Consider the following 20,302-nt stretch of genomic DNA (forward strand, 5'->3'; position numbering starts at 1 on the left):
GTGGCGAAGGCAGCGCTCGCCTTTGGTTGGTAAGGGGGATGGCATGCTCCGGCGCATCGCAGCCTTCCAGGTCAGGGAAGGCACGATGCGCGCGGCGGGATTACAGCGCCACCGCTGGATTCAAGGTATAGCGCACGGTGAGGCTGGCCTGGGCCAGGACGTGGCCGGCCATGGCGTCCCGGGCCTGCTGGCCGGTGAAGCGGCCGCTCACCGCCAGGCTTGGCACGTCCAGGGCGAACAGGGTGAACACATAGCGGTGCGGCAGTTCGTCGTTCCACGGCGGGCAGGGGCCGTCGTAACCGAAGTAGTCGCCGCTCATGTCGGCGTCGCCGGCGAACCAGCCGGTGTAGTCGTTGAGGCCGTGCCGGGCGCCGTGCAGGGTGGCCGGGCCGGCCTTGCCCCGGGGGGTGACCGCGTGGCTGAACTCGCCCTCGCCGATCTGGGTCAGTCCCGCCGGCAGGTCCACCAGCACCCAGTGGAAGAAATCCACCCGGGGCAGGCTGGCGGGCACGGTGCGGCCGGGCTGGTTCACGTCGTCGCCCTGGGAGGGCACGTCCGGGTCGTGGCAGATCAGGGCCAGGGAACGGGTGCCGGCGGGCACGTCGCGCCAGGCCAGCTGGGGGTTGCGGTTGCGGCCCAGGCAGACGTGGTGCGCCGGGTCCGGCAGGCAGAAGGCGAAATCGCCCGGGATGGGGGCGCCATCCACGAGGCTGGTGCTGGTCAGTTCCATGGGCGGAATCCTCCGAATGGTGAACCGTGGGCCGGGGCCGGCGGGGGCGGGCCGTGGCTTAAGCCTCGCCCCTCACTCCGCGCCGCGGCGGCGGAAGTCCCTCATTCTAAAGCCCAGGGCGAACAAGGTGGCAAAGTAGGCCAGGACGCCGCCGCACACCAGCAGCACCAGGCGCACCAGGCGCTCGGTGACGCCCATGGTCAGCCAGGCGGCTTCCGGGCCGCTGCCGACCCACAGGGCGGCGGCGAGCACCGCCAGGGCGACGGCCAGCTTGGCGGTGAACGGGCGCCAGCCGGCCTGGGGGGTGAAGATGTCGTGGCGGCGCAGGCCGCGGTAGAGCAAGAAGGCGTTGAAGCAGGCGGCCAGGCCGATGGACAGGGCCAGGCCGGCATGTTTGAGGTGCCAGATGAAGGCCAGGTTCATCAACTGGGTGGCGGTCAGGGACACCAGGGCGATCTTCACCGGGGTCTTGACGTTCTGCCGGGCGTAGAAGCCCGGGGCCAGCACCTTGACCAGGATCAGGCCGGTCAGGCCGACGCTGTAGGCCACCAGGGCGGAGCGGGTGGCCAGCACGTCGTGGGCGCCGAAGGCGCCGTGCTGGAACAGGGTCGAGACGAGGGGCACGCCCAGCACCGCCAGGCCCACGGCGGCGGGCAGGGTGAGCAAGAGGCACAGGCGCAGGCCCCAGTCGAGCAGGCGGCTGTATTCGTCGTGGTTGCCGTCGGCGTGGTAGCGGGACAGGGAGGGCAGCAGGATGGTGCCCAGGGCCACGCCGAGCATGCCGGAGGGAAACTCCATCAGCCGGTCGGCGTAGTACAGCCAGGACACCGAGCCGTTCTCCAGGAACGAAGCGAAGATGGTGTTGATGAGCAGGCTGACCTGGGACACCGACACCCCCACCACCGCCGGGGCCATCAGCTTGAGCAGGCGGCGCACGCCCTCGTCGCGGAAGCACACCAGGGGGTTGATCCACAGCCGGGGCAGCAGGTCCAGTTTCTTCAGGGCCGGCACCTGGATCGCCAGTTGCAAAAAGCCGCCGATGAACACCGCCCAGGCCAGGGCCAGCACCGGCGGATCGAAGTGGGGTGCGGCGAACAGGGCCATGACGATGAACGAGACGTTCAGCATCACCGGGGTGAAGGCCGGCAGGGCGAAGCGGCTCCAGGTGTTGAGGATGCCGGCGGCCAGGGCCGTCAGGGACATGAAGAAGATGTAGGGGAAGGCGATCCGGGTCAGGGTCACCGTCAGTTGCATCTTCTGCGCGTCGTCGGCGAAGCCCGGGGCGGACACCCAGACCACGTAGAAGGAGCCGGCCATGCCGATCAGGGTGACCAGCAGCACCACCAGGGCCAGGGCGCTGGCGACCCGGTCCACCAGGAGCTTGGTGGCCTCGTGGCCGCGCCGGTTGCGGTATTCGCCCAGGAGCGGGACGAAGGCCTGGGAGAAGGCGCCCTCGGCGAACAGGCGGCGCAGCAGGTTGGGCAGCTTGAAGGCGACGAAGAAGGCGTCGGTGGCCAGCCCGGCGCCGAAGGCCCGGGCGATGGCGAAGTCCCGGGCGAAGCCGAGGACGCGGGAAAGCAGGGTCATGCCGCTGACCGTGGCCAGCGCTCGCAAAAGGTTCATGGGAAGCGGGGGGCGTTTTATGGGCGCCCGGGCCGGAGCGGCAGGGGTGCGGGGGGCCGGGCGCCGGCCCCGCTCCGGAGCGGGCAGCGCATCTTAGCAGCCCGCCGCCGTTCCCGCTGCCCGGCCGCCTGCCACTGCAGCGGCCGGGGCGCTCAGTCCGTCAGCCCCTGGCGGCCCACGTAATCCCGGGCGAACTGGTAGGCCACCCGGCCGCTGCGGGCGCCCCGCTCGGCGCTCCAGGCCAGGGCCTCGCGCCGGGCGGCGGCGGCCTTGGCGCCCTTGGGGCGGCTGCCCAGGTGTTCGATCCAGTGCAGGGCGATGGCCAGGTATTCGTCCTCGGAGAGGGGGTAGAACACCAGGCGCAGGCCGAAGCGCTCGGCCAGGGATATTTTTTCTTCCACCGCGTCGCCGGGGTGCAACTCGCCGCTGCCGTTGTCGGCGCTGTGGTAGCCCAGGTTGTCGCTGGCGTTCTCGGCCACCAGGTGGCGGCGGTTGGAGGTGGCGTAGATCAGCACGTTGTCGCCGGGGGCGCCCAGGGAACCGTCCAGGGCCACCTTGAGAGACTTGTAGCCGGTGTCGCCGGCGTCGAAGGACAGGTCGTCGAGAAAGAGGATGAAGCGCTCCGGCCGGTCGCGCAGCAGCTCGATCACGTCCGGCAGGTCGTCCAGATGCTGGCGGTCGATTTCCACCAGGCGCAGCCCCTGGCGGCGGTGGCGGGCGACCATGGCCTTGACCAGGGACGACTTGCCGGTGCCCCGGGCCCCGGCCAGCAGCACGTGGTTGGCCGGCAGCCCGGCGACGAACTGGGCGGTGTTGCGTTCCACCAGTTGCTGCTCCCGGGTCAGGCCCACCAGCTCCGGCGCGGCATCCAGGGCGTCGTCGCGCAGGGCCTCCAGGCTGCCCAGGCTGCGCCGCCGGCGCCAGGCGAAGGCGCAGGAGGCGCTCCAGTTCGGGGGCTGGGGGCGGCCGGTGAGGAAGGTTTCCGCCAGGTCCAGGATGCGGTCCAGGCGCAGCAGGGTGTCGTTTGCCATGCGCTCCACGTTGTGCTCCGTCGTTGCGTGGGAAGAAGAAAAAACCCCCGCCGGAGCGGGGGAAGGGGGGGTAGTTTAAGGGAACCGTCAGCCGCCGCCGCCGGGCAGGGTCGCCGGTCCCATGACGAGGTCGGGGAACCAGGTGGCGATGCCGGGGAAGAGGCAGAGCAGGGCGACGGCGACGAACATCAGGCCGACGAAGGGCATGACGCCCCAGATGACGTCCTTCAAGGGAATGTCCGGCGCCACGTTCTTGATGACGAAGATGTTGAGGCCCACCGGCGGGTGGATCAGGCCCATCTCCATGACCACGGTCATCACCACGCCGAACCAGATCAGGTCGAAGCCGGCGGCCTTGAGCGGCGGCAGGATGATCGGGGCGGTCATCAGGATGATCGACACCGGCGGCAGGAAGAAGCCCAGGCCGATCACCATGGTGAGGATGGTGGCGAGCAGCACCCACTTGGAGAGTTGCAATCCGACGATCCACTCCGCCGCCGACTGGCTGATGTGCAGGTAGCTCATCACGTAGGAGTAGAGGAGGGACATGCCGATGATGAACATCAGCATGGTCGATTCCTTGAGGGTGCTCGACAGGATCGGGGTCAGCTGGCGCGGGCGCCACAGGCCATAGACCAGGGCGATCAGGCCCAGGGCCAGCACCCCGCCCAGGCCGGCGGTCTCGGACGGCGTGGCGTAGCCGCCGTAGAGGGCCACCATCACGCCGATCAAGAGCACCACGAAGGGCAGCACCCGGGGCAGCATGCGGGTCTTGTCGGCCAGGGTCATGTTCAGCTCGTCCAGGTAGGCCGACTTCGGCCCCCCTGCCCGGTAGACGTCCAGGGCCTGGTTGTATTCCTTCTTGTAGCGCCAGGCCGCGTAGCCGGCGAACAGGCCCACCAGCAGCAGGCCCGGACCCACCCCGGCGAGGAACAGGCGCCCCAGGGACTGCTCGGCGGCCACCGCGAACAGGATCATGGTGATCGACGGCGGCAGCAGGATGCCCAGGGTGCCGCCGGCGGCGATGATCCCGGCGGCGAAGCCCGGCGAATAGCCCCGGGCGCGCATCTCGGGGATGCCGGCGCTGCCGATGGCCGAACAGGTGGCCGGGCTGGAGCCGGCCATGGCGGCGAACAGGGCGCAGGCGAACACGTTGGCGATGCCCAGGCCGCCGGGGATCTTGTGCATCCAGGCGTGGATCGCCGAGTACAGGTCGGCGCCGGCGCGGGACTTGCCGATGGCGGCCCCTTTGAGGATGAACAGGGGGATCGACAGCAGGGTGATGCTGGCCATTTCCTCATAGACGTTCTGGGTGACCGTATCCAGGGCGGAGCCGGGCATGAAGAAGAACATGAAGACGACGGCGATCAGCCCCAGGGCGAAGGCGATGGGCATGCCCGAGAACATCAGCAGCAAGGTGCCCAGGCCGTAGAGGGTTCCGACGAGGCTCTCGCTCATGCGACCTCCTTGGATGCGGCGACGTGGGAGAAATAGGACAGGGTCTGCACCAGCAGCTGGAGGGCCAACAGCGTCATGCCCGTGGCCATCAGGCCGTAGGGAATCCACAGGGGCGGCGCCCAGGCCGACGAGGTGGTCTGGCCCTCGACGAAGGCCTCGTGGAAGAGGGTCCAGGACTTCCAGGCGAAGAAGGTGCAGAAGAGGCAGGAGGCGGCATCGCAGAACAGGCGGCGCAGCCGGTCGGCCCAGGGGGGCAGCAGGCTGGCCAGGGACTCGATGCCGACGTGGCTGCGTTGTTCCTGCACGTAGGCGCCGCACAGGAAGGTGGCACCGACCAGGAGGAAGACGGCGGCCTCGTCCTGCCAGTCGGTGGGCACGTGCAGGTAGTAGCGCAGGAAGACGCTGCCGGTGAGGACGAGGGCGGCGGCCAGCAGGGCCAGCATGGAGACGGCCAGGATGGCCCGGTTGAGCCCGGCCAGCCCCCGGGCCGCCAGCCCGGTCAGGCCCCCGGCCGGCGGGGGCGTCGCCGGCTTGAGGCCTTCCAGTTCGAAACCGTGGCTCATCCGGTCACCTTTTCGGCCAGTTGCAGGAAGCGGGCGCAATTGGGCGATTTGGCGGCGTAGTCCTTCCAGGCGCTGTCCCGGGCGATGGCGCGCCACTTGTCGACGGTGGCGGCGTCCAGGTCGTAGGTCTTGGCACCGGCCTTCTGGTACACCGTGGCCACGTTGCGGTCGTCGGTCTTCACCGCGTCCAGGCCGTACTTCTCGATTTCGGCGCCGACCTGGAGGATCAGGGTCTGCTGGTCCTTGGGCAGCTTCTCGAACACGGCCCGGGACATCAGCAGCGGCACGGCCATGAACCAGAACGACTTGCTGCGGCCGGTGGTGAGGTGCTTGGAGACTTCTTCCAGACGGAACGACAGCAGGCTGGTGGAAGAGGTGATGACCGAATCCACGGCGCCGGTCTGCATGGCGGCGTACAGCTCGTTGGAAGGCAGGGTGACCACGGCGGAGCCGGCGGCCTTGAGCATCAGGTCCACTTCCCGGCTGCCGCCGCGGATCTTCATGCCCTTGACGTCGTCCGGGGTGATCACCGGCTTGGTCTTGCTGGCGATGCTGCCCGCTTCCCACACCCAGGTGATGGGTACGGCGCCCTTGTCGAACAGCAGGTCGTTGAGGGCCTTGCCGATCTCGCCGTTCTTCCAGGCGAAGCCTTGCTCGTAGGAGGTGACCAGGCCCGGCATCAGGGCGATGTTCAGCTCGGGCACCTCGCCGCCGGCGTAGGAAACGGGGAAGAAGCTCATGTCCAGGGCGCCGCGCCGCAGGGCGCTGAACTGGGCGTTGGTCTTCATCAGGGACGAGCCCGGATAGACGTTGAACTTGAGCGCCCCGCCGGAGCGCTTTTCCACCTCGGCGGCGAAGATGCGGCAGATGCGGTCGCGGAAGTCGCCGTCGTTGCCGGTGGAGCCGGGGAACTGGTGGGAGATCTTGAGGGCCGTGGAATTCTGGGCGAAGGCATTGCCGGAGAGCCCGGACAGGCCCACCAGGGGCAGGCTGGCCAGGGTGCCGCAGACCAGGCGGCGGGTGGGGTTGAAGGCTTGAGTCATGGTCTCCTCCATTGGGATGGATGTGATGGATCGGTTGGGGTTGGGGTGGGGTGGCCGGCTGTTAGGCAGCCGTGCCGGTTTTTCCGTAGGTGTCGCGCAGCACGTTCTTGAGCACTTTGCCCATGGCGTTGCGCGGCAGTTCGGTGACGAAGTGGACGTGCTTGGGCACCTTGTAATTGGCCAGCTGGCCTTTGAGGGGCGTGATGATGCCATCGCTGGCGAGGCTTTCGTCCTTGCGCACCACCACGGCGGTGACGGCCTCGCCGAAGTCCCGGTCGGGCACACCGATCACGGCGGATTCGACCACGCCGGGCAGGGCGTCGATGGCCATTTCCACTTCCTTGGGATAGACGTTGTAGCCGCCGGAGATCACCAGATCCTTGGCCCGGCCGACGATGGTCAGGTAGCCGTCGGCGCTCAGGGTGCCCAGGTCGCCGGTGCGGAACCAGCCGTCGGCGGTGAACTCCTCGGCGGTCTTCTCCGGCTTGCGCCAGTAGCCCTTCATCACGCCGCTGCCGCGGATCTGGATGCCGCCCACCTGGTCGGCGGCCAGGGGCCGGTCGTCGCTGTCGGCGATGCGCACCTCGACCCCGTCGATGGCCAGGCCCACCGAGCCGATGCGCCGTTCGCCGGCGAAGGGGTTGGAGGCGATGATGGCCGACTCGGTCATGCCGTAGCGTTCCAGCACGATCTGGCCGGTGCGCTGCTCGAATTCCCGGTTGGTTTCCGCCAGCAGGGGGGCCGAGCCGGAGATGAAAACGCGCATGTTGGCGGCGCTGGCGGCGGTGAAGCCGGGCTGGTCGAGCAGCCGGGTGTAGAAGGTGGGCACCCCCACCATCACCGTGGCCCGGGGCAGCAGGGCCAGCACCTGCTCGGCGTTGAACTTCTTGAGGAACAGGATGCGGCTCTTCGACAGCAGGGCGCAGTGGCTGGAGATGAACAGGCCGTGGGCGTGGAACAGGGGCAGGGCGTGGAGCAGCACGTCCTTCTCGGTGAAGCCCCACAGCTTGGTCAGGGCGCGGCCGTTGCTGAGCAGGTTGGCGTGGGTGAGCATGGCCCCCTTGGGCCGGCCGGTGGTGCCCGAGGTGTAGATGATGATGGCCACGTCGTCGGGCTGGGCGGTGGCGGTGGCGAAGACGTCCGATTCGCCGGCGGCCAGGGCGGTCAGGCTGCCGCTGCCGTCGTCGGCCAGGGTCAGGCAGTGGGCCACGCCGTGGCGGGCGGCCAGCTCGCTCTTCACGGCGTGGTCGGCCGGGGCGCAGACGAAGACGCGGGGTTCGGCGTCTTCCAGGAAGTATTGCAGCTCGCCCAGCTGGTAGGCGGTGTTGAGGGGCAGGTAAATGGCACCCAGGCGCAGGGTGGCCAGGTAGAGGCAGAAGTTCTGTGCCGACTTGTCCACCTGGACCGCCACCCGGTCGCCGGGCTGGACACCCAGGCGGGTCAGGGTGTTGGCGTAGCGGGCGGTCAGGCCGAGCATGTCGGCGTAGCTGATGACCTGGCCGTCGTCGGTTTCGAGGAAGGGCGCCTGGCCGGCGTCCCGGGCGATGGCTTCGAAAGTGGCGAAGATATTGGCGTTCATGGCGTTGGGGTTGGGTATGCGGGCGTTGCGGAGCTGGCCCTTGTTATGAAAATCAGGCCAGTGCGCTGACGGTGTCGGCCACGCCGAATTCGGCGTAGTGGGCGAAGTCGGCGCTGGCGTTGGTGCTGGCGGCATCCGGACGGGTGAGGATGCTGTCGAGGGAGGTCTGGGGCAGGGTGCGCACGCTGCCGCCGGGGGCGATGTCCACCGACGAGGCGGCGCCGGCGGCGGCGATGTAGATGCCGCCGGAAATCTCGCCGGCGATGCGCAGGCGCACTTCCTGCCCGTTGCGCACCCGGCGGCGCAGGGTGCGGGCGAGGTGGACCAGGTATTGGGTGAGGATCAGGGCCTCGTCGCCCAGGCGCACGCTGTGGCCGGCGCAATCGAGCAGCAGTTCCAGGGGGGCGGCGGCACTTTCGGCCAGGGTGGCGAGCTTGAGCACGTCGGCGGCGCCGACGAAGGCCCGGCCCCGGCAGGCCAGGGGGCCCGGCACCGCATCGAAGCCGGTGAGGGCGGCCGGCGGCGGCGCCGCTTCGTTCAGCCCATGGCCGAGGCGCTGGGCCAGGCGGCGGCGCTCGTCGTCCAGACCGTCGGGCGCTTGCCCCGAAGCGGGCAGAGCCGCCACCCACTCGCGCAGGGCGGCGGCGTAGGCCGGCAGGGTGTCGTCGAGCAGGCGTTCGGCGCCGCCGTGGCGGCTGCGCGAACGGCCGTCGATGGCGGCCAGTACCGTGGTCCGGTCGCCGCCGCCGGCGCTTTCCAGCACCCGGGGGCCGGACATGGCGAGCAGGGTGCCCGGGGCGTAGCAGCGCTGCCCGGCGGCGAAGGCCAGCATGCTGGCGCCACCGAAGACGTTGCGCCCGAGCAGGGAAATCATCGGCAGGCCGTCGAGCCCGGCGTCGAGCAGCTCGGTCATCAGTCCGCGCAGGGCGCCCTGGATGGGCAAGCCATCGTCGAGCCGGGCGCCGGCGGAATCGATCAGCAGCACCAGGGGCTGCCGGTTTTCCCGGGCGCGGCGGACGGCGCGGCGCAGGTCGGCGCATTCGGCAATGCCGAGCACGCCCTTGTCCCGGGCCGGATCGGTGGCGGCGGCCAGCACCGGGCGGCCCGCGACGCTGCCGTGGGCCAGGCGCAGGCCGGAGGTGGAGGGGAGGGGGGATTCGGTGCCGGCGTCGAACAGGGCGGTAAGCCGCGCTGCGACGCTGGCGCCGGTGAATCCGGAATGAGGCAAGACAGTTCCTCCTTGAGGTCGGGGTTGCGTGGCGTTGCCGCCGGGCACCGTTTGGTGCTTCTTATGGTTGTTCTGGTATGCCAGAATGGCGCCGTCAGTTGCCATTGCGCGATGCGCTCTTTCTCAATCGGCCCGGAATCGAGGCTGTAAGGCACGGTGATCATGCCGTTCGCGGCCTTCTTTCCGATAAGGGCTGCCAGATGATTCTGAGGGCGACGCTGCACCGGTTTGGGGCATTGTTGGGTTCAATATATACCAATAATTTTTTTTGGTATACCAAAAAATGTTTTTAGTTTTTCTTGTGGCGTCATGGCTGTGCCAGCAGGAAAAAACTGTATGATTTGCAGGTCATTTATCGGGGTTTGATGCAATGCCACAACAAGAAGGGGGCTCCCAGGCCGAGCGGATCAGTCGGGCCATCGAGGCCGACATCCTCAACGCCACCTATCCACCTGGGGAGCGGCTGGACGAGCGGCAGCTGGCCGCCCGCTTCGGCGTATCGCGCACGCCGGTGCGGGAAGCGCTCAACCGGCTGGTGTCCGACGGGCTGGCCGAACACCGGGCCCGCCAGGGAGTGTTCGTTTCGCGCATTTCCCTGGCCAGCGTGTTCGAGCTGTTCGAAATGCTGGCGGTGATGGAATCGGCCTCGGCGCGCCTCGCGGCGCGGCGCATGAAGCCGGCGGACGTGGCCAAGCTGCTGGCGGCGGCCCAGGAGACGCTCCAGGCGGCGGCCGACGACGAGGCGGCGGTCTATACCAGCGCCAACACCCGCTTCCATGAATTGATCTATGCCGGCAGCTGCAACCGCCTGCTGGAAGAATCGGTGAAACAGTTGCGCCGCCGCGCCGAGCCCTACCGGGGGCACATCCACCGGGTGGCCGGACGGCGCACCGCCACCGCCCAGGAGCACATGGCCATCGCCGAGGCCATCCGCGACGGCAAGGGCGAGCTGGCGGCGGATCTGATGTTCCAGCACCTGGACATCCACCGTCCCGAGTTTTCCGATTACGTCTTCATTCTTTCCCGCTCGGTGGAGGGCGCCCTGTCGTGAGGGGTGCCGCGGCACCGCTGCGAAAAGACGCTTGATCCATCGAGGAAAAGCCGGTATATTCCGGCCTCTTTAGCAAAACCACCCTATCTTTTTTAGGAACGAATTCCATGGCCAATAGCGCACAAGCTCGCAAACGCGCGCGTCAAGCCGAAAAGCAACGCGCCCACAACGCCAGCCTGCGCTCGACGCTGCGTACTGCGATCAAAAAGGTGCGCAAGGCGATCGACGCGGGTGACAAGGCAGCTGCTCAAGCGGTGTTTCAAGAGTCTGTGTCGGTGATCGACAGCATCGCCGACAAGCGGATTGTTCACAAGAACAAGGTCTCCCGCCACAAGAGCCGCCTGTCCGCCCAGATCAAGGCGATGGCTGCCGCTGCCTAACCGGCTCCGACAGCACGCTGCGCCAAGGCGCAGCCAAGAAAAACGGCACCCCAGGGTGCCGTTTTTTTATGCGCGTTTTTCCGGGAGGGTGGGCGCTGGCCGGGGCCCGCCGTGCTTCAGTTGGCCGGGCGCTCGCAGCCTTCCACCAGTTGCAGCTCGTTGTCGGCGGCGAAGTTGCGCAGGAAGCGGTAGGCTAGGGGTTCGATGTCGTAGAGCTGGCCGTCGACGAAGACGGCCTTTTCGCCGGAGCTGGAGCAGGGGCCGACGTAGGGGGAATACTTCATGCGCTTTTCGGCGCCGAAGGCGGACATGACGCCGCAGAGCCGCTCTGCCCAGTCGCTGGGGCGGAACCGCCGGCCTTCGTGGGTCAGGCCGACGATGATGAAGTTGCGTGCGGTGGTGTCCGCGTTGTGATCCGTCATGGTGCTCACTTGGTGGCGCGCGTGGGGCTGTCTCCGAAGCCCTGTCCTTCCGTGCCGATCCTGCGCGCCGGGAGGAGGTGTGGGCGCTTTTTTCGATGCGGATTCTAGCAGAGTCACGCCCCTCCGGGGAGGCGCCGTTTCATCTGCCGCGAACGGCTTTTGCCCAGCAAAATGCGTTGCGCATTTCGTGACGGCTGCCTATACTCGCCTATCGCCCTGAACCGGTTAAGGTTTTTCCGTGCAACCTCTGCTCGTGACCAAATACGGCTTTCGCATTCGCACCCGGCATGGCGGGGTAGTGGACAATCTGCTCATCTACGGCCGCGACGAGCAGGAGGCGGTGACCAAGCTGCGCCAGATCTACCACGATTGCGAGGTGCTGGAGACGCGCCGCCAGGTCGGCGGCGGCCGTCACGCCGCGGCCTGCCTGGATGCCCTGGCGGAAGCCGGCTGATCGTTTAAGCACCGAATTTGATGGAGTGCCGACCCCTCTGGGCCGGCAACGTTGGATGCAGGGCCGGGACATGTTCTCGGCCTTTGTCGTTTACCGGCCTGGCCCCATGCCGGCGGCGAGCGGGTAACGGTGGAAATCATGGTGTTTTGCACCATTTTGGTGCATTTTCGCGATTAAGGCGCCATCCTTGGCGCTTTCCCCACGCGCCATGCCGGGAAGATTGCGTCCGGAGCGGCACAAATGCCCGCGTCGGGCGCCTCCGGTTTGTGCCGGGGCGGTGATTTCGCTTAAACTCTGAGGTCTTACAAGCTGAGCGGCGGGATTCAGACCGGCCAGGGCGGCCAGCCCCGGAAGGTTCGACGGCCCCGCCGCTTATCCTTTTTTCCGCCCCGCCGGATGCGCTCGACGCGACACCGTTTCCGAGCCGCCGGGCAGGCCGGCGGCCGGCAGCGGGATTGCTCATGTCTCACCTGATGAATACCTACGCCCGGCTTCCCGTGGCGTTCTCCCACGGCGAAGGTTCCTGGCTCGTCGATACCGACGGCAAGCGCTATCTGGATGCCCTTTCCGGCATCGCCGTCTCCACCCTGGGCCACAACCATCCCGACCTGGTGGCCAGCATCGCCGCCCAGGCCGCTCGGGTGCTGCACACGTCCAACCTGTACCGCATTCCCCTTCAGGAACAGCTCTCCGATCGCCTGGCCGCCGTGTCCGGCATGGACGAGGTGTTCTTCTGCAACTCCGGCTGCGAGGCCAACGAGGCCGCCATCAAGCTGGCCCGCTTCTACGGCCACCAGCAGGGCGTGGACAATCCGGCCATCATCGTCATGGAAAAGGCCTTTCACGGCCGCACCCTGGCGACCCTGTCGGCCACCGGCAACCGCAAGGCCCAGGCCGGCTTCGAGCCCCTGGTGTCGGGCTTCGTGCGCGTTCCCTACAACGACCTGGAAGCGATCCGCAGCGTTGCCGGCCACAACCAGAACGTGGTGGCGGTGATGCTGGAGATGGTCCAGGGCGAGGGCGGCATCCACATCGCCGACCTGGAATTCCAGCGCCAACTGCGTGCCCTGTGCGACGAAAAGGGCTGGCTGCTGATCTGCGACGAGGTGCAGTGCGGCATCGGCCGGACCGGTACCTGGTTCGGCTACCAGCAGTCCGGCGTGCTGCCGGACGTGGCCACCCTGGCCAAGGGCCTGGGCTCCGGCGTGCCGATTGGTGCTTGCCTGGTCTCTGGCAAGGCGGCCGGCCTGTTCGGCCCGGGCAACCACGGTTCCACCTTCGGCGGCAATCCGCTGGCCTGCGCCGCAGCGCTGACCACCCTGGACTGCATCGACCGCGATGGCCTGCGCGACAACGCCATCAAGGTCGGCGAGCTGATCCGTACCGGCCTGGCCGAGGCCCTGGCCGGCGTGCCCGGCGTGGTCGAGATCCGCGGCCGCGGCCTGATGATCGGCGTCGAGCTCGACCGCCCCTGCGGCGAGTTGGTGACCCGGGGCCTGGAGGCCGGCCTGCTGATCAACGTCACCGCCGAGAAGGTAGTGCGCCTGCTGCCGGCCCTGGTCTTCACCGAGGACGAGGCCCGGGAACTGGTGGCCCGCCTCGCGCCCCTGATCCGGACCTTCCTCGGCGCCTGATCCGGACGCCGTCCATAACGATAAGGAGGGAGACCCATGTCGTCACTCAAGCATTATCTCCAGTTCAAGGATTTCACCCGGGACGAGTACGCCTACATCTTCGAGCGCGCCGCCTGGATCAAGCGCAAGTTCAAGGGGTACGAGCGCTACTGGCCCCTGGCCGACCGCACCCTGGTGATGATTTTCGAGAAGGCCTCCACCCGCACCCGCCTGTCCTTCGAGGCCGGCATGCACCAGCTGGGCGGCGCCGCCATCTACCTGAACACCCGGGATTCCCAGCTGGGCCGGGGCGAGCCGGTGGAAGACGCGGCCCAGGTGATCTCGCGCATGAGCGACCTGGTGATGATCCGCACCTTTGAGCAGGACATTGTCGAGCGCTTCGCCGCCAATTCCCGGGTGCCGGTGATCAACGGCCTGACCAACGAATACCACCCCTGCCAGATCCTGGCCGACATCTTCACCTGGATCGAGCACCGGGGGGACATCACGGGCAAGACCGTGGCCTGGATCGGCGACTCCAACAACGTTTGCAACACCTGGCTGCAAGCTGCCGAAATCTTCGACTTCAAGGTCAATGTGTCCACTCCGGAAGGCTATGAAGTCGAGCCGGAGCGGGCCGGCGTGGCCGGCACCCACTTCGAGGCCTTCGCCGACCCGATGGACGCCGCCCGCGGCGCCCACCTGGTGACCACCGACGTGTGGACCTCCATGGGCTTCGAGGCCGAGAACGAGGAGCGCCTCAAGGACTTCGCCGACTTCCAGGTCGACGGCGACATGATGCGGGTGGCCGATCCCTCCGCCGTGTTCATGCACTGCCTGCCGGCACACCGCGGCGAGGAAGTCTCCGCCGAGGTCATCGACGGACCCCAGTCGGTGGTCTGGGACGAGGCGGAAAACCGCCTGCACGCCCAGAAGGCCCTGATGGAATACCTGCTGCTCGGCCGGGTCGAGGCCAACTGACCCGGCCGGCCCAACCCCCATTCGTTTTCAATTTCCTGTTGTAAGGCACACATCATGAGCGACGTGAAAAAAGCGGTCCTCGCCTACTCCGGCGGCCTGGACACCTCGGTCATCCTGAAATGGCTGCAAGACACCTACCAGTGCGAAGTGGTGACCTTCACCGCCGACCTGGGCCAGGGCGAAGAGTTGGAGCCGGCCCGCCAGAAGGCGCTCAAGTTCGGCATCAAGCCCGAGAACATCTTCATCGACGACCTGCGCGAAGAGTTCGTGCGCGACTTCGTCTTCCCCATGTTCCGCGCCAACGCCCTGTACGAGGGCGAGTACCTGCTCGGCACCTCCATCGCCCGCCCGCTGATCGCCAAGCGCCAGATCGAGATCGCCCGCCAGACCGGCGCCGATGCCGTCTCCCACGGCGCCACCGGCAAGGGTAACGACCAGGTGCGTTTCGAGCTCGGCTACTACGCCCTGATGCCCAACGTGAAGGTGATAGCCCCGTGGCGCGAGTGGGATCTGCTCTCCCGCGAGAAGCTGCTCGCCTACGCCGAGAAGGCCGGCATCCCCATCGAGATGAAACACAAGCAGGGCGGCTCGCCGTACTCCATGGACGCCAACCTGCTGCACATCTCCTTCGAAGGCCGTCACCTGGAAAACCCGGCCGCCGAGGCCGAGGAAGACATGTGGCGTTGGACCGTGTCCCCTGAGAAGGCGCCGGATGCCGCCGAGTACGTGGATCTGGAATTCGAGAAGGGTGACCTGGTGGCCATCAACGGCACCCGCATGAAGGCCCACGAACTGCTGGCCAAGCTCAACGAGCTGGGCGGCAAGCACGGCATCGGACGCCTCGACCTGGTGGAAAACCGCTACGTCGGCATGAAGTCCCGCGGCTGCTACGAAACCCCGGGGGGCACCATCCTGCTCAAGGCCCACCGCGCCATCGAATCCATCACCCTGGACCGGGAAGTCGCCCACCTCAAGGACGACCTGATGCCCCGCTACGCCAGCCTGGTGTACACCGGCTACTGGTGGAGCCCGGAGCGCCGCGCCCTGCAAGCCTTGATCGACACCACCCAGGAAACGGTGAACGGCTGGGTGCGGGTCAAGCTGTACAAGGGCAACGTGATCGTCGTCAGCCGGGATTCCAAGACCGATTCCCTGTTCGACCCGACCATCGCCACCTTCGAGGACGACGCCGGCGCCTACGACCAGAAGGACGCCCACGGCTTCATCCGCCTCAACGCCCTGCGTCTGCGCATCGCCGCCAACGCCCGGGCCAAGCGCGGCTAACGGCGGAGAAGAGGTAGCCCGGTGGAAGGAACCCTGTTCGGCTTCACGGAAGAGCAGATTTCGGATTTCGGTTCGACCTTCGGGATCGGGCTGTTCATCCTCTTCATGCTGTTCATCATCGCCGAGATCGCCTGGAAGTCGAAGGCCGGCAAGACGGGCACCTTCGTGCTCTTCTTCGTCCTGGCCTTCGGCATGCTCGGCTTCATCGCCAAAACCATCATTCAGAAAATCTGGGGAATCTGACCCATGTCCCAAGCGACCCAATTCGACAACGTTTCCGTCGTCAAGCAGGCCAACGTCTACTTCGACGGCAAGTGCATCTCCCACACCGTGCTGTTCGCCGACGGCTCGAAGAAGACCGTGGGCGTGATCCTGCCCGCCTCCCTGACCTTCAACACCGGTGCCCCGGAAGTCATGGAAACCGTGGCCGGCTCCTGCCGCTATCGCCTCAAGGGCGAGACCGAATGGAAGACCTCCGGCCCGGGCCAGGCCTTCAACGTGCCGGGCGATTCCAGCTTCGACATCGAAGTGGTCGAGCCCTACCACTACGTCTGCTACTTCGGCTGAGCGGAGGGTCGAATGCCGTCTTTCGACTTTTCCTCCGAAGTGGACATGGTGGCGCTCAAGAACGCCATCGACGCCACCGGCAAGAAGATCGTCGGCCGCCACGACTTCAAGGGCACCAGCGCCAAGGTCGAGATGAACGAGAAGGACAAGATCGTCACGGTCTATGCCGACTCGGACTTTCAGCTCGACCAGGTCAAGGTCATCCTCTTCCCCGAAATGGAGAAGAAGGAGCCCGACTGCACCAAGCGCCTGGACGCCCAGGCGGTGCAGAAGGTGTCCGGCGACAAGGTGAAGCAGGAGCTCAAGATCAAGATCGGTATCGAGAGCGAGCTGGCCAAGAAGATCGTCAAGCTGATCAAGGACTCCAAGCTCAAGGTCCAGGCCGCCATCCAGGGCGACGCGGTGCGCGTCACTGGCGCCAAGCGCGACGTCTTGCAGGAAACCATTGCCCTGGTGAAGAAGTCGATCACCGACTTCCCCATCAAGTACGGCAACTTCCGCGACTGAGCCACGGCCTGGGTCTCGGCTGGCCGCGGCAACAAAAAAGCCCGTCATTGCGACGGGCTTTTTTGTTGCCCCCGGCTGGAAATCCAGGCGGGGCGCCGATCTCCGGGGCGTCTGCCTGGAAAGCCGCGCCAGGCGCAGCGATCCGAGGGGTAGGTCCGGAGAGGCCGATGGAATCAGGCGTCCCGGGGGGCGGTTTCCTGGAACGAGGGGCGCTGTTCCAGCTTCTCGTAGAGCCGGGCCAGGTTGGGATGGGCTTCGCGCCAGGCGATATCCGGGAAGCGGAAGTCCAGGTAGCCCAGGGCGCTGCCCACGGCGATGTCGGCCAGGCCGAAGTGGGTGCCCATGCAATAGGCCAGGTCGCCCAGTTCGTCGGCCATGAAGGTCAGGGTGCGGGTGATCGCCTGGTTGTGCAGGGCGATCCACTCGACGTTCTGTTCCTTGGCCTTGCGCAGGGATTCGTTGCGGATCGCCACGGCCGAATCGAGCAGGCCGTCGGCCAGGGCTTCCCAGCGCTTCACTTCCATTCGTTCCCGGTTGGGCTGGGGCATCAGCTTGTTGTTGGGGGTGACGTTGTCCAGGTATTCGACGATCACCGGCGAATCGAACACCGGGGTGCCGTCGTCCAGCACCAGCACGGGAATGCGACCCAAGGGGTTGTGCACGGGCACAGCGCTGTCGGGAGAGCGGGGGACGTCGATCACCAGGTCGTAATCGATCTTCTTTTCGGCCAGGACGATACGCACCTTGCGGGCGTAGGGGCTGGTATGGGTGCCGAACAGCTTCATGGTTCTCTTCTTGTCGGTTTCTCGGGCGAGAGGTCGAGCCGGATGAACAACAGGGGCAAAGTATAGCATTCGCCCCGTGCCGCACCGGCCGGACCCGCCTAGCTAACGGGATGTGCACAAAGGGTGCGTGATAAAATACAAAGCTTTGATGACCGGAGCGCGCACCAAAATGGTGCCAGCTTACCTGACTTGAAGCTGAATTTCTTCGCTTGTCTCTCCGATTGTCGCCACGATCCTTCCGTTTTCTTGGATGTTCCCTATGCCCGCCAGTTTCCTCACGGCCCTCTCGCCCCTCGATGGTCGCTATGCCGCCAAGGTTGACGCCCTGCGCTCCGCCTTCTCCGAATACGGCCTGATCCGCCACCGTCTCAAGGTCGAGATCGAGTGGCTCAAGGCCCTGGCGGCCGAACCCCACTTTGCCGAGATTCCGGCCTTCTCCGCTGCCACCGTGGCCGAGCTGGACGCCCTGGTGAACAACTTCTCCGAAGCCGACGCCCAGGCGGTGAAGGACATCGAGGCCACCACCAACCACGACGTGAAGGCCCTGGAGTACTGGATCAAGGACAAGACCAAGGCCAATGCCGAGGTCACCAAGGTCAGCGAGTTCATCCACTTCGCTTGCACCTCGGAGGACATCAACAACCTGTCCCACGCCCTGATGCTCAAACTGGCCCGGGAAGAGGCCCTGCTGCCGTCCCTGGACAAGGTCATCGCCCGCCTGCGCGAATTGGCCCACCAGCTGGCCGACGTGCCGATGATGAGCCGCACCCACGGCCAGCCCGCCACGCCGTCCACCATGGGCAAGGAACTGGCCAACACGGTGTACCGCCTGACCCGCGCCCGCAGCCGCATCGAGCAAGTCGGCCTGCTCGGCAAGATCAACGGTGCCGTGGGCAACTACAACGCCCACCTGGCCGCCTATCCCGGCTACGACTGGGAAGGCTTTGCCAAGCGCTTCGTCGAGGGCCTGGGGCTGGAATTCAACCCCTACACCATCCAGATCGAGCCCCATGACGCCATGGCCGAGCTGTTCGACGCCTTCGCCCGGGCCAACACCATCCTGATCGACCTGGACCGGGACGTGTGGGGCTACATCTCCCTGGGCTTCTTCAAGCAGAAGGTCAAGGCCGGCGAAGTGGGTTCTTCCACCATGCCGCACAAGGTCAACCCGATCGACTTCGAGAACTCCGAGGGCAACCTGGGCCTGGCCAACGCCGTGCTCAAGCACCTTTCCGAGAAGTTGCCGATCTCCCGCTGGCAACGCGACCTGACCGACTCCACCGTGCTGCGCAACATGGGCGTCGGTCTCGGCTACGCCCTGCTCGGCTACGATTCCCTGCTGCGTGGCCTGAACAAGCTGGAAGCCAACGCCCAGGCCATGCACGACGACCTCGACGCCAACTGGGAACTGCTTGCCGAGCCGATCCAGACCGTGATGCGCCGCTATGGCATCGCCAACCCCTACGAGAAGCTCAAGGAGCTGACCCGGGGCACCCGCGTTTCCCGCGAAGGCATGCAAGCCTTCGTCGCCACCCTGGAAATCCCGGAGGCCGCCAAGGCCGAGCTGCTCAAGCTCACCCCTTGGGACTACACCGGCAAGGCTGCCGAGCTGGCCAAGCGCATCTGACGCAACGTCCGCCAATCCCGCCATGCGCTGCCCCAAATGCGGTAACGACGTACCCGCCGACGCCCTCTACTGCCCCCACTGCGCGGGCAGCGAGGCGCCGGAGGAACGCTTGCGCCGCCTGCGGGCGGCGGGGCTGCGCGGTGCCCTGATCGGCGCCGCCGCCGGTGCTTTGGGCGGTGCCCTGGTGTGGTGGCTGATGGGCCACCAGCGCGGCGTGCCCGGTATCGCCCTGTCGCTGGTGTTTACCGGCGTGGCCACCGGCCTCGTCCTCGGGCTGGCCCGGCGGCGTTGACGCCGTCCGGCCCTGGCGCCGGCCTGTTCCCGTATCCCCGGACGGGGCCGTTCCGGCCCCGTCGTTTCTTCTTCGACTTTTTTCAACTTTTCTTGCCGCGAAACGATGTTTGCTGAAAACCTGAAAAAGCTCCCCGGCATTTCCCACCTGGCCGCCATCAACCTGCTCGACGCTGACGGCAACGCCGTGGCCCTGCTCGAAAACAAGCCGGGCAGCGCTGGCTCCGTGGCGGTGTACAACCACCTGGCCCAGACCTACGGCGCCATTACCCCCCAGGCCGCCCAGAAGGGCCTGGAGATCTACGCCGAGCATACCGAGGACGCCCGCGCCAATCCGGGCAAGCACCCCAACATCGACCGCCTGCTCCAGATCATCGAGACCGGCATCACCCTGCGCATCAAGCACGTCTTCGCCGAGTAAGGCCGGGCTGCGGGCTGGGGCAGCTCTGTAACCTCGGTTACATGCCGCCCGCTAGGATCATGGAATAATGACCCCGCTGCCCCGCCGGTCCTCCCGGCGGGCGCGGATCGATCGTCCATCGACCCCTTCGGGGCCCAACAGGAGTCATAAAACAATGAAGCTGCTCTCCCGCATCGCCTGCGCCGCCGTCTGCCTCGCCTGCACTGCCGGCGCCCACGCCCAGATGAAGACCGAGGATGCCATCAAGTTCCGCCAGTCCGCCTACGGTTTCCTGGCCTGGAACATGGGTAAGATCAAGGCCAACCTGGACGGCAATTTCAACAAGGAACAGGTGGCCAACGCCGCCCGCGCCATCGCCGCCGTGGCCAATTCGGGCATGGGCGCCCTGTACGTGCCGGGCAGCGACAAGGGAGCCGGCTGGAAGGAAACCCGCCTCAAGTCCGAGTTCTTCGCCCAGCAGGAAGAGGCCGGCAAGCTGGCCCGCGCCTTCGGTGCCGCCGCCAACGAACTGGAGAAGGTGGCCGCCACCGGCGACGTGGCCGCGATCAAAGCCCAGTTCGGTAAGACCGGCGAGACTTGCAAGGGCTGCCACGACAAGTTCCGCAAGGACTGATCCTGTTCCGGACGGCGGCCACCAGGCTGTCGCCGAAAACGAAAAAGCCGC

At 66.8% G+C, this 20,302-nt stretch carries 23 protein-coding genes; 13 read left to right on the forward strand and 10 right to left on the reverse strand.

The window, feature by feature from the left end:
• Positions 1–100: 100 nt before the first annotated feature.
• The 8 genes from V7Z98_RS06845 to V7Z98_RS06880 all read right to left on the reverse strand — a co-directional run bounded on the left by V7Z98_RS06845 (position 101) and on the right by V7Z98_RS06880 (position 9,255).
• Positions 101–730 carry a YbhB/YbcL family Raf kinase inhibitor-like protein gene (locus V7Z98_RS06845; protein WP_334157445.1) on the reverse strand — a complete coding sequence of 210 codons (630 nt, stop codon included), beginning with the start codon at positions 728–730 and terminating at the stop codon, positions 101–103.
• Between the two features lie 72 nt (positions 731–802).
• Positions 803–2,353 (reverse strand): murein biosynthesis integral membrane protein MurJ, encoded by a 1,551-nt coding sequence (murJ, locus tag V7Z98_RS06850; protein ID WP_334157446.1) that lies wholly within the window; start codon positions 2,351–2,353, stop codon positions 803–805.
• A 152-nt stretch (positions 2,354–2,505) separates the two neighbouring features.
• Positions 2,506–3,384, reverse strand: coding sequence for an ATP-binding protein (locus tag V7Z98_RS06855; RefSeq protein ID WP_334157447.1), 879 nt, complete (start codon positions 3,382–3,384; stop codon positions 2,506–2,508).
• 87 nt (positions 3,385–3,471) lie between these two features.
• Positions 3,472–4,842: a TRAP transporter large permease gene (locus V7Z98_RS06860; protein ID WP_334157448.1), complete on the reverse strand. Its 1,371-nt coding sequence runs from the start codon at positions 4,840–4,842 to the stop codon at positions 3,472–3,474.
• On the reverse strand, positions 4,839–5,405 hold the full coding sequence (locus V7Z98_RS06865) for a TRAP transporter small permease (RefSeq protein ID WP_334157449.1): 567 nt from the start codon (positions 5,403–5,405) through the stop codon (positions 4,839–4,841). Before V7Z98_RS06865 ends, V7Z98_RS06860 begins: the two co-directional genes overlap by 4 nt.
• The gene (gene dctP, locus V7Z98_RS06870) at positions 5,402–6,448 is read right to left on the reverse strand and encodes a TRAP transporter substrate-binding protein DctP (protein ID WP_334157450.1); all 1,047 of its coding nucleotides are present in this window, start codon (positions 6,446–6,448) and stop codon (positions 5,402–5,404) included. Before dctP ends, V7Z98_RS06865 begins: the two co-directional genes overlap by 4 nt.
• Positions 6,449–6,509: 61 nt before the next feature.
• Positions 6,510–8,027 (reverse strand): malonate--CoA ligase, encoded by a 1,518-nt coding sequence (locus V7Z98_RS06875; protein WP_334157451.1) that lies wholly within the window; start codon positions 8,025–8,027, stop codon positions 6,510–6,512.
• Positions 8,028–8,079: 52 nt separating this feature from the next.
• Positions 8,080–9,255, reverse strand: a complete 1,176-nt coding sequence (locus V7Z98_RS06880) for a carboxyl transferase domain-containing protein (RefSeq protein WP_334157452.1) — start codon at positions 9,253–9,255, stop codon at positions 8,080–8,082.
• A 370-nt stretch (positions 9,256–9,625) separates the two neighbouring features.
• Here V7Z98_RS06880 and V7Z98_RS06885 point away from each other — a divergent pair, with 370 nt between their 5' ends.
• Both V7Z98_RS06885 and rpsT read left to right on the forward strand, forming a co-directional pair.
• The gene (locus V7Z98_RS06885) at positions 9,626–10,306 is read left to right on the forward strand and encodes a GntR family transcriptional regulator (protein ID WP_293263717.1); all 681 of its coding nucleotides are present in this window, start codon (positions 9,626–9,628) and stop codon (positions 10,304–10,306) included.
• 107 nt (positions 10,307–10,413) lie between these two features.
• On the forward strand, positions 10,414–10,686 hold the full coding sequence (gene rpsT / locus V7Z98_RS06890) for a 30S ribosomal protein S20 (protein ID WP_293263718.1): 273 nt from the start codon (positions 10,414–10,416) through the stop codon (positions 10,684–10,686).
• 116 nt (positions 10,687–10,802) lie between these two features.
• On the opposite strand, the gene V7Z98_RS06895 is transcribed toward rpsT, so the two are convergent.
• The gene (locus V7Z98_RS06895; RefSeq protein WP_293263719.1) at positions 10,803–11,108 is read right to left on the reverse strand and encodes a DUF3579 domain-containing protein; all 306 of its coding nucleotides are present in this window, start codon (positions 11,106–11,108) and stop codon (positions 10,803–10,805) included.
• Positions 11,109–11,346: 238 nt separating this feature from the next.
• Between V7Z98_RS06895 and V7Z98_RS06900 the strand changes: the two genes are divergently transcribed.
• The 7 genes from V7Z98_RS06900 to V7Z98_RS06930 all read left to right on the forward strand — a co-directional run bounded on the left by V7Z98_RS06900 (position 11,347) and on the right by V7Z98_RS06930 (position 16,514).
• A complete protein-coding gene (locus V7Z98_RS06900) occupies positions 11,347–11,562 on the forward strand; it encodes a hypothetical protein (RefSeq protein ID WP_293263720.1) in 216 nt (71 codons plus the stop codon).
• A 461-nt stretch (positions 11,563–12,023) separates the two neighbouring features.
• The gene (locus tag V7Z98_RS06905; protein ID WP_334157453.1) at positions 12,024–13,196 is read left to right on the forward strand and encodes an aspartate aminotransferase family protein; all 1,173 of its coding nucleotides are present in this window, start codon (positions 12,024–12,026) and stop codon (positions 13,194–13,196) included.
• A 36-nt stretch (positions 13,197–13,232) separates the two neighbouring features.
• On the forward strand, positions 13,233–14,156 hold the full coding sequence (gene argF / locus V7Z98_RS06910; protein ID WP_334157454.1) for an ornithine carbamoyltransferase: 924 nt from the start codon (positions 13,233–13,235) through the stop codon (positions 14,154–14,156).
• Positions 14,157–14,210: 54 nt separating this feature from the next.
• Positions 14,211–15,440 (forward strand): argininosuccinate synthase, encoded by a 1,230-nt coding sequence (locus V7Z98_RS06915; RefSeq protein ID WP_054622110.1) that lies wholly within the window; start codon positions 14,211–14,213, stop codon positions 15,438–15,440.
• 21 nt (positions 15,441–15,461) lie between these two features.
• Complete coding sequence (locus V7Z98_RS06920; protein ID WP_293263723.1) at positions 15,462–15,683, forward strand: DUF2788 domain-containing protein; 222 nt, start codon at positions 15,462–15,464, stop codon at positions 15,681–15,683.
• Positions 15,684–15,686: 3 nt separating this feature from the next.
• Complete coding sequence (gene ppnP, locus V7Z98_RS06925; protein ID WP_293263724.1) at positions 15,687–16,007, forward strand: pyrimidine/purine nucleoside phosphorylase; 321 nt, start codon at positions 15,687–15,689, stop codon at positions 16,005–16,007.
• A gap of 12 nt (positions 16,008–16,019) precedes the next feature.
• Positions 16,020–16,514: a YajQ family cyclic di-GMP-binding protein gene (locus tag V7Z98_RS06930; RefSeq protein WP_334157455.1), complete on the forward strand. Its 495-nt coding sequence runs from the start codon at positions 16,020–16,022 to the stop codon at positions 16,512–16,514.
• Between the two features lie 173 nt (positions 16,515–16,687).
• Here the strand turns inward: V7Z98_RS06930 and V7Z98_RS06935 are convergent, their stop codons facing one another.
• Positions 16,688–17,299, reverse strand: a complete 612-nt coding sequence (locus V7Z98_RS06935) for a glutathione S-transferase family protein (protein WP_334157456.1) — start codon at positions 17,297–17,299, stop codon at positions 16,688–16,690.
• Between the two features lie 259 nt (positions 17,300–17,558).
• Here V7Z98_RS06935 and purB point away from each other — a divergent pair, with 259 nt between their 5' ends.
• From purB to V7Z98_RS06955, 4 genes are all read left to right on the forward strand, one after another.
• The gene (purB, locus tag V7Z98_RS06940) at positions 17,559–18,926 is read left to right on the forward strand and encodes an adenylosuccinate lyase (RefSeq protein WP_334157457.1); all 1,368 of its coding nucleotides are present in this window, start codon (positions 17,559–17,561) and stop codon (positions 18,924–18,926) included.
• A gap of 22 nt (positions 18,927–18,948) precedes the next feature.
• Positions 18,949–19,218 carry a zinc ribbon domain-containing protein gene (locus V7Z98_RS06945; protein ID WP_334157458.1) on the forward strand — a complete coding sequence of 90 codons (270 nt, stop codon included), beginning with the start codon at positions 18,949–18,951 and terminating at the stop codon, positions 19,216–19,218.
• A gap of 105 nt (positions 19,219–19,323) precedes the next feature.
• Positions 19,324–19,638 carry a DUF2322 family protein gene (locus V7Z98_RS06950; RefSeq protein ID WP_334157459.1) on the forward strand — a complete coding sequence of 105 codons (315 nt, stop codon included), beginning with the start codon at positions 19,324–19,326 and terminating at the stop codon, positions 19,636–19,638.
• 154 nt (positions 19,639–19,792) lie between these two features.
• Positions 19,793–20,251, forward strand: coding sequence for a c-type cytochrome (locus V7Z98_RS06955; RefSeq protein ID WP_334157460.1), 459 nt, complete (start codon positions 19,793–19,795; stop codon positions 20,249–20,251).
• The last annotated feature ends 51 nt before the right edge of the window (positions 20,252–20,302 follow it).

Source organism: Oryzomicrobium sp. (genome assembly GCF_036820405.1).
Classification (GTDB): domain Bacteria; phylum Pseudomonadota; class Gammaproteobacteria; order Burkholderiales; family Rhodocyclaceae; genus Oryzomicrobium.

Coding starts and splice junctions, on each gene's coding strand:
- V7Z98_RS06845 (WP_334157445.1), bottom strand. CDS start 730: ATGGAACTGACCAGCACCAGCCTCGTGGATGGCGCCCCCATCCCGGGC.
- murJ (WP_334157446.1), bottom strand. CDS start 2,353: ATGAACCTTTTGCGAGCGCTGGCCACGGTCAGCGGCATGACCCTGCTT.
- V7Z98_RS06855 (WP_334157447.1), bottom strand. CDS start 3,384: ATGGCAAACGACACCCTGCTGCGCCTGGACCGCATCCTGGACCTGGCG.
- V7Z98_RS06860 (WP_334157448.1), bottom strand. CDS start 4,842: ATGAGCGAGAGCCTCGTCGGAACCCTCTACGGCCTGGGCACCTTGCTG.
- V7Z98_RS06865 (WP_334157449.1), bottom strand. CDS start 5,405: ATGAGCCACGGTTTCGAACTGGAAGGCCTCAAGCCGGCGACGCCCCCG.
- dctP (WP_334157450.1), bottom strand. CDS start 6,448: ATGACTCAAGCCTTCAACCCCACCCGCCGCCTGGTCTGCGGCACCCTG.
- V7Z98_RS06875 (WP_334157451.1), bottom strand. CDS start 8,027: ATGAACGCCAATATCTTCGCCACTTTCGAAGCCATCGCCCGGGACGCC.
- V7Z98_RS06885 (WP_293263717.1), top strand. CDS start 9,626: ATGCCACAACAAGAAGGGGGCTCCCAGGCCGAGCGGATCAGTCGGGCC.
- rpsT (WP_293263718.1), top strand. CDS start 10,414: ATGGCCAATAGCGCACAAGCTCGCAAACGCGCGCGTCAAGCCGAAAAG.
- V7Z98_RS06895 (WP_293263719.1), bottom strand. CDS start 11,108: ATGACGGATCACAACGCGGACACCACCGCACGCAACTTCATCATCGTC.
- V7Z98_RS06905 (WP_334157453.1), top strand. CDS start 12,024: ATGTCTCACCTGATGAATACCTACGCCCGGCTTCCCGTGGCGTTCTCC.
- argF (WP_334157454.1), top strand. CDS start 13,233: ATGTCGTCACTCAAGCATTATCTCCAGTTCAAGGATTTCACCCGGGAC.
- V7Z98_RS06915 (WP_054622110.1), top strand. CDS start 14,211: ATGAGCGACGTGAAAAAAGCGGTCCTCGCCTACTCCGGCGGCCTGGAC.
- ppnP (WP_293263724.1), top strand. CDS start 15,687: ATGTCCCAAGCGACCCAATTCGACAACGTTTCCGTCGTCAAGCAGGCC.
- V7Z98_RS06930 (WP_334157455.1), top strand. CDS start 16,020: ATGCCGTCTTTCGACTTTTCCTCCGAAGTGGACATGGTGGCGCTCAAG.
- V7Z98_RS06935 (WP_334157456.1), bottom strand. CDS start 17,299: ATGAAGCTGTTCGGCACCCATACCAGCCCCTACGCCCGCAAGGTGCGT.
- purB (WP_334157457.1), top strand. CDS start 17,559: ATGCCCGCCAGTTTCCTCACGGCCCTCTCGCCCCTCGATGGTCGCTAT.
- V7Z98_RS06945 (WP_334157458.1), top strand. CDS start 18,949: ATGCGCTGCCCCAAATGCGGTAACGACGTACCCGCCGACGCCCTCTAC.
- V7Z98_RS06950 (WP_334157459.1), top strand. CDS start 19,324: ATGTTTGCTGAAAACCTGAAAAAGCTCCCCGGCATTTCCCACCTGGCC.
- V7Z98_RS06955 (WP_334157460.1), top strand. CDS start 19,793: ATGAAGCTGCTCTCCCGCATCGCCTGCGCCGCCGTCTGCCTCGCCTGC.